Genomic DNA, 7,123 nt, shown 5'->3' on the forward strand with positions numbered 1-7,123 from the left:
CTCGTAACGACGACCCACGCCCTACATCATCCGACACCAAGATCCTTTGAAGACACCGCCTAGACCTCGTGCACCTCGATCACCCGGGTGCTCGGCGCGGAGTCGCCGAGGGCGCTGCGCAACGCGGCCCGTTCCGGGTCGGCGGCTGCGAGGTTCCCGGCGAACACCCCGCCGCGGCCTGAAACGCGTACCGCCGGCGCCGGACCCGCCCGAGCGGCAGCCGTCCAGACCGCAAAGCATCTACATTGCGGGCCACTTCGCTCAGGCCTGACGGCTACCCCTATTGCTTATCTACGCTGCACTTCGGGCCCCCCGGGAACGGCGCGTCGCTCGGTGCTCGGGACTGCTTCCCGGCAGGACCCCGCGCCTCGCTCGGCGCCTGGGCTGGTCCCCGGCGGCCGCGACGGTCAGCCGGCCAGCGGGGCGTACAGGTCGACGCCGTTGCCGTCCGGGTCGTGCAGCACGGCGTACCGCTGGCCCCAGAAGGCGTCCCAGGGCGGCAGCTCGCCGTGGAAGCCGGCGCCGGTCAGCTCCGCCCAGTAGCGGTCCACCTCGGCGGGGTCGGCGCAGCGGAAGGCGAGGTTGACCCGGGGGCTGCCGGTCGGCGGCGTCCATCCCGGGTGGAAGGTGCGGACCATCTCCACCGCGTCCCAGGCCAGCCGCAGGCCCCCCGGGAGGGTGACCTCCACGTGGTCCTCGGCGTCGGCCTCGGGCGGGATGGCCAGTCCCAGCCGGCGGTAGAAGTCGAGACTGCGGGCCATGTCGGCGACGGCCATGCCGACCAGATCCAGGTGAAGTGCCATGGCGACACGCTAGGCCCGGAGCGGGGCCGTGGTCTTGAACGGAACGGACTGGCGTCGCAGTGCTCGGTGTGGCCCGCACGACCGCCGTCGGCGGCGTACGGTGACCAGGGAACAAGTCCGGCCTTAAGGGTGGAAAAGCCGCATATAGGCGTGCCCGCAGCGCCGGCCCACACGACGGCGAGGGAAGGGAGCGGTCGGTGATTCACCTGGCCTACCTGGACGCGGGGTCCGGCAGCCTGATCGTGCAGGCGGTGGTCGGCGGGGTCGCGGGAGCGGCCGTCGCCGCGAAGCTCTACTGGCGCCGGTTGGTCGACCGGTTCCGCCGGCAGCCCACCGACCGCGGCTGAGCGGGGTCGGACCCCCGATGGCGGCCCCCGACACCGGGATCCGGGTCGAGCCCGGCTCCTTCCGCGACCCGGCCAACCGGGTCTTCCACGCCGGCGACGAGGTGCTGCGTGGCCTCGGCCCCGAGGGGGCCCGCGACTGGCGGGCCCTGTCCGGCAGCGCCTTCTTCGCCGAACTGCTCGCCGAGGGCAAGGTCTGCGGCACCGAAGAGGTCGACCCGGCCCGGCTGCCCGGCTGGACGGCGGTGCTGCGGCACGAGCGCATCCCGTTCGTCTCCCACCCGTACGAGTGGTCGTTCGCGATGCTGCGCGACGCGGCGCTGCTGCACCTGGAGATCCTGCGCCGGGCGCTGTCGGCCGGGTTCACCACCAAGGACGGGTCGGCCTACAACCTCCAGTGGCGCGGCGCCGGCCCGGTCTTCATCGACGTGGGCTCCTTCGCGCCGCTCGCCGAGGGGGAGCCGTGGGCCGGCTACCGGCAGTTCTGCCAGACCCTGCTCTACCCGCTGCTGCTCCAGGCCCACCTCGGCCTGGACTTCCAGCCCTGGCTGCGGGCGCGGGTCGACGGCATCGAGCCGGACCAGATGCGGCGGCTGTTCCGCGGCGCCCGCCGGCTGCTGCCCGGCGTGCCGACCCACGTGCACCTGCACGGCGCGATGCAGGGCCGCAACGCCCGCGCCAGCACCACCGAGGTCCGAGCGCAGCTGCGGGCGGCCGGCTACTCCCGTGACCTGGCGCTGGCCACCGTACGCGGGATCGACCGGCTGGTCCGCCGGCTGGACCGCCGCGACGAGGGCAGCCACTGGGTGGACTACCAGCGCACCTGCAGCTACACCGTGCGCGACCGGGAGGAGAAGGAGCGCTTCGTCGAGGCGGCGGTGCGGGCGGCCGGTACGCCCGGGCTGGTGCTCGACCTCGGCGCCAACGACGGCCGGTACGCCCGGATCGCCGCCCGGCACGCCGCGCAGGTGGTCGCCGTCGAGCAGGACCCGGCCGTGGTGGACGCCCTCTACCGGGCCCTGCGTGCCGAGGGTGAACGCCGGATCCTGCCCCTGGTGATGGACCTGGCCGACCCCTCGCCCGGGGGCGGCTGGCGCGGCGTCGAGCGGGCCAGCTTCGCCCGGCGCGCCCGCGCCGACGTGGTGCTCGCCCTGGCCGTGGTGCACCACCTGGCCCTCGGCCGCAACGTGCCGCTGGGCGAGGTGCTCGACCAGCTCGTCGCGTACGCCCGGCCCGGCGGCCGGCTGGTGGTGGAGTTCGTCCACCCCGAGGACCCGATGGCCCGCCGGCTGCTCGCCAACAAGCCGGACGGGCTCTTCCCCGACTACCGGCGCGACGAGTTCGCGCGCCTGCTGGCCGCGCGCTGCCGCATCGAGCGGCAGCAGGAACTGCCCTGCGGCACCCGCACGCTCTACCAGGCGGTGGTGGGTGGCTGATCCGGTCCTCGCGCCGCCGACCGGGCGGCGCGACCCCGGCGGGCCACCGACGTCCCCACCGGCGACCGGCGACGGGCGGCGCGCCGAGCTGGGCCGGCTGCTCGAGGTGGCCGCCCTGCTCGGCCTGGTGGTCACCCAGCCGCTGCTCGACGTGCTCGGACGCAGCCCCGACTTCTTCCTGTTCCACCGCGCCGCCCCGCGCGAGGTGCTGCTGCTGGTGGCCCTGATCGCGGTGCTGCCCACGCTCGCCGTCGCGCTGCTCGGGCTGGCCGTCGGGCTGGCCGGCCGGCGGGTCCGGCGGGCGGCGCACACCGGGATCGTCGGGCTGCTGCTGGCCGCCCTGGCGGTGCAGGTGGGCCGGCACGGCACCCCGCTGCGGGGCGTACCGCTGGTGCTCGTCGCCGTGCTGCTCGGCGCCGCCGGGGCGGCGGCGCACGCGCGGTGGCGCGGGCCGGGCCGGGTGCTGCGGGTCGCCGCGATCGGGCCGCCCGTCTTCGTCGCGCTCTTCCTCTTCGCCTCGCCCGCCTCGGCGGTGGTGCTGCCCCGCGCGCACGGCGGCGCGGCGGGCGTCGTCGGGCCGGGGGAGCACCCGCCGGTGGTCATGATCGTCCTCGACGAGCTGCCGCTGGTCTCGCTGCTCGGCCCGGACGGGAAGATCGACGCCACCGCCTACCCGCACTTCGCGGAGCTGGCCGCCGGGTCCACGTGGTACCGCAACGCCACCGGGGTCAGCGGCTGGACGCCGTACGCGCTGCCGGCGATGCTCACCGGCCGCTACCCGGCCCAGCCGCTGGCCCCGCACTACTCGCAGTACCCGGATAACCTCTTCACCGCCCTCGGAGGCCTGTACGACGTCCGCGCCCAGGAGAGCATCACCCGGCTCTGCCCGCCCAGCCGCTGCGAGCAGCCGGCCACTCCCGAGCAGGGGCTCGGCGTGCTGGTCCGGGAGAGCGGCAAGCTGCTGCGGCAGGTCACCGCGCCGGTGGACAGCCGGATCGACCCGGAGGAGTCGTACCGGGAGCGGACCCGCGCCGAGGTCGGCCTCGACGCCGCCGAGCCGGTCCCGGCCGACCCGAGGTTCCGCTTCGACAGCCTGGACGACAACCAGCCGGCCCGGTTCACCAGCTTCCTGGCCGGCCTGCGCCCGTCGGCCCGGCCGACCCTGCACTTCCTGCACCTGCTGATGCCGCACGCGCCCTGGGCGTTCCTGCCCTCGGGGGCGCGCTACGCCGCCCCGGAGGACCTGCCCAACGACGGCGCCGGCTGGGTCGAGCTGGCCCGCGCCCGGCACCTGGCCCAGCTGCGCTACACCGACCGGCTGGTCGGCGAGACCCTGCGCACCCTGCGCGCCACCGGCCTGTGGGACAAGGCGCTGATCCTGCTCACCGCCGACCACGGGGTGAGCTTCACCCGGGACTGGCAGGGCCGGGGCCTGGACGCGATCGACAATGCGGCCGGCGAGGTGGCCTGGGTGCCGATGTTCGTCCGCACCCCCGGGCAGCGGGCCGGCCGGGTCGACGACCGCAACTGGGAGCACGTCGACCTGCTGCCCACCATCGCCGACGCGGTGCACATCAGGATTCCCTGGCAGGTCGACGGGCGCTCCGCCCGGCAAGCCCCGCGCGCGGGCGCGGAGAAGCGCTTCTACGACCGGCCGGGACAGCCGCTGACGCTGCGCGGCGGGGTGCCGGGCCGCCCGCCGGACCCGGCGCCGCACCCGCTGGTCGGCACCGCCGTCGGCGACCGGCCGGCCGGCGGGACGGCCACCGTGGCGAACCGGGCGGCGTTCGGCCGGGTCGACCCGGCCGCCGGCGAGCTGCCGGCCCTGGTCTGGGGGACCGTGCCCCGGGCGGTGCCCGACGGCACCCTGCTGGCGGTGGCCGTCAACGGCCGCGTCGGCGCGGTCGTCCCGGTGGTGCCCCCGGACGAGGGGGGCCGCCGCTTCGCCGCCCTGCTAGCGGACGACCACCTGTTCCGGGCCGGGGCGAACCGGCTCGACCTCTACCGGGTCGGCTCCGACGGCGCGTTGCGCCGCCTGGACCTGTCGTAGAAAACTTCGTCCCCCGACGTCCGTCATCGCCGGGGTCGCCCCCGCTCACCAGGGTTTCCCAGCCGTCGGGCCGGGAATCGGGTGACGCATACCTCACCGCCGAACCACGGCGGGTGGTATCCCGGGGACCGTGATTACGGTAAAAGCGAAGGCAATTCAACGAAGATTCGCCGGCTAAAGCGAGGAACCACATGACGGAAGTCAAGCTCGATCACCCCGGTGGGCAGCTTTCGATGCCGGTGCACGACGCGGTCGAAGGCCCCGCGGGCATCGGGGTGAGCAAGCTGCTGAAGGAAACCGGGATGACCACCTACGATCCCGGGTTCGTCAACACCGCGTCCTGTTCGTCCGAGATCACCTACATCGACGGCGACGCCGGCATCCTGCGGTACCGCGGCTACCCGATCGAGCAGCTGGCCGGGAAGTCCTCCTTCCTGGAGGTCTCCTACCTGCTGATCTACGGCGAGCTGCCCACCCAGCAGCAGCTCACCGAGTTCAGCGACCGGATCCGGCGGCACTCGCTGCTGCACGAGGAGATGCGTCGGTTCTTCGACGGCTTCCCGCGCGACGCGCACCCGATGGCGGTGCTCTCCTCGGCCGTCAGCGCGATCTCGACCTTCTACCAGGACAGCCTGGACCCGTTCGACTCCGAGCACGTGGAGATGTCGACGATCCGGCTGATGGCGAAGGTCCCCACCATCGCCTCGTACGCCTACAAGAAGTCCATCGGGCAGCCGCTGCTGTACCCGGACAACTCGCTGGGCTACGTCGACAACTTCCTGCGGATGACCTTCGGTGTGCCGGCGGAGCCGTACGAGGTCGACCCGGTGATGTCGAAGGTGCTGGACATGCTCTTCGTGCTGCACGCCGACCACGAGCAGAACTGCTCGACCTCCACGGTGCGGCTGGTCGGCTCCAGCAACGCCAACCTCTTCGCCTCGGTCTCGGCCGGTGTCAACGCCCTGTTCGGCCCGCTGCACGGCGGTGCCAACCAGGCCGTGCTGGAGATGCTGGAGAAGATCAAGGCCGACGGCGGTGACGTCCGCTCCTTCGTCCGCAAGGTGAAGGACAAGCAGGACGGCGTGAAGCTGATGGGCTTCGGTCACCGGGTCTACAAGAACTACGACCCGCGCGCCGCCATCGTGAAGAAGGCCGCCCAGGACGTGCTCGGCCGGATGGCCAAGCCGGACCCGATGCTGGACATCGCGATGGAGCTGGAGGAGATCGCCCTCGCCGACGACTTCTTCGTCACCCGCAAGCTCTACCCGAACGTGGACTTCTACACCGGCCTGATCTACAAGGCCATGGGCTTCCCGACGAAGATGTTCACGGTGCTCTTCGCGCTGGGCCGGCTCCCCGGCTGGATCGCCCAGTGGCGCGAGATGATCAACGACCCGGAGACCAAGATCGGCCGCCCGCGGCAGATCTACACCGGTGCCCCCGAGCGGAACTACACCGCGATCGCCGAGCGCTGACCCACCCGTACCACGAAGGCCGCCGACCCCCTGCGGGTCGGCGGCCTTCGCCGTGCTCGGTGACCGCGGCCGGGGCACGACGAGGGCCGCCGGCCCCGTGCGGGGTCGACGGCCCTGTTCGGGTACGGGTCAGCGCAGGCCGGCGGCGACCAGCAGGTTGCCCTCCGGGGCCGGCGCGGAGACCCGACCCAGCGTCATCCGCAGTTCGGCGCGCTCGGTGGTGAACGCGGCGTCGCCGGCGATCGCGGTGGCGTACGCGGTCGCGGTGGCGTGCGCGATAGCCGTCCAGCCGTACTGCTCGTGGACCATGGCGCGGGCCCGGCGGGCGAGCAGGCGGGCCCGCTCCCGGTCGGAGAGCAGGGCGTCGACGGCCTCGGTGAGCCCGTCCGGGTCCTGCGGGGCGAAGGTCATCCCGGTGACGCCCGGCTCCACGATCTCGGCGAGGCCGCCGGTACGGGCGACGGCGAGCGGCGCGCCGGCCGCGGCGCCCTCCAGGGCCACCATGCCGAACGGCTCGTAGATGCTCGGCACGGCGAAGCAGTCCGAGGCGGCCATCACGGCCGGCAGGTCGGTGCCGCCGAGGAAGCCCGGCATGCTCACCGTGCCGCCCAGCCCGAGCCGGTGCACCTCGGCCTCGAGCGCGGCCTTGTACGGGCCGTCGCCGACGATCACGGCCCGCAGCCCGGGGTGCCGCTCGCGCAGCCGGGGCAGCCCGGCGAGCAGGTGCTGCACGCCCTTCTCGTAGACCAGCCGGCCGGCGAAGGTGACCAGCGGGCCGTCCCCGGCGAACCGGGCCCGGGCCGAGGCGACGGCGGCCATCGGCACCCGCCAGCGGTGCGGCTCGACGCCGTTGGGCACCACGTCCACCCGGCCGGCGGGCACCCCGAACAGCGCGCCCACCTCGTCGCGCATGTACCCGGAGCAGACGATCACCCGGCCGGACTCGCCGGCCAGCCAGTGCTCGACGCCGTGGATGGTGCGGTTCATCTCCTCCGGCAGCCAGCCCTGGTGCCGC

General features: G+C 73.9%; 6 protein-coding genes. 4 read left to right on the plus strand and 2 right to left on the minus strand.

All coding sequences use genetic code 11. The annotated features are described in order from the left end of the window. Positions 1-407 precede the first annotated feature (407 nt). The gene (locus V6U88_RS30015) at positions 408-803 is read right to left on the minus strand and encodes a VOC family protein (protein WP_334458272.1); all 396 of its coding nucleotides are present in this window, start codon (positions 801-803) and stop codon (positions 408-410) included. A gap of 197 nt (positions 804-1,000) precedes the next feature. Here V6U88_RS30015 and V6U88_RS30020 point away from each other — a divergent pair, with 197 nt between their 5' ends. From V6U88_RS30020 to V6U88_RS30035, 4 genes are all read left to right on the plus strand, one after another. Continuing rightward, complete coding sequence (locus tag V6U88_RS30020; RefSeq protein ID WP_170285311.1) at positions 1,001-1,150, plus strand: hypothetical protein; 150 nt, start codon at positions 1,001-1,003, stop codon at positions 1,148-1,150. Between the two features lie 17 nt (positions 1,151-1,167). After that, positions 1,168-2,583, plus strand: coding sequence for a class I SAM-dependent methyltransferase (locus tag V6U88_RS30025; RefSeq protein WP_334458273.1), 1,416 nt, complete (start codon positions 1,168-1,170; stop codon positions 2,581-2,583). Beyond that, positions 2,576-4,633 (plus strand): sulfatase-like hydrolase/transferase, encoded by a 2,058-nt coding sequence (locus V6U88_RS30030; RefSeq protein WP_334458274.1) that lies wholly within the window; start codon positions 2,576-2,578, stop codon positions 4,631-4,633. Before V6U88_RS30025 ends, V6U88_RS30030 begins: the two co-directional genes overlap by 8 nt. A 191-nt stretch (positions 4,634-4,824) precedes the next feature. Next, the gene (locus V6U88_RS30035; RefSeq protein WP_334458275.1) at positions 4,825-6,108 is read left to right on the plus strand and encodes a citrate synthase; all 1,284 of its coding nucleotides are present in this window, start codon (positions 4,825-4,827) and stop codon (positions 6,106-6,108) included. 129 nt (positions 6,109-6,237) lie between these two features. Here V6U88_RS30035 and V6U88_RS30040 read toward each other — a convergent pair. Then, positions 6,238-7,123: glycosyltransferase family 4 protein (locus V6U88_RS30040; RefSeq protein WP_334458276.1), on the minus strand; the 886-nt coding region annotated here is incomplete at its 5' end.

Origin of the sequence: Micromonospora sp. CPCC 205739 (assembly GCF_036906795.1) — a bacterium.
Taxonomy (GTDB): domain Bacteria; phylum Actinomycetota; class Actinomycetes; order Mycobacteriales; family Micromonosporaceae; genus Micromonospora.

Excerpts from the sequence above, each read along its gene's own strand:
- V6U88_RS30015 (WP_334458272.1), bottom strand. The coding sequence starts at position 803 with ATGGCACTTCACCTGGATCTGGTCGGCATGGCCGTCGCCGACATGGCC.
- V6U88_RS30025 (WP_334458273.1), top strand. The coding sequence starts at position 1,168 with ATGGCGGCCCCCGACACCGGGATCCGGGTCGAGCCCGGCTCCTTCCGC.
- V6U88_RS30035 (WP_334458275.1), top strand. The coding sequence starts at position 4,825 with ATGACGGAAGTCAAGCTCGATCACCCCGGTGGGCAGCTTTCGATGCCG.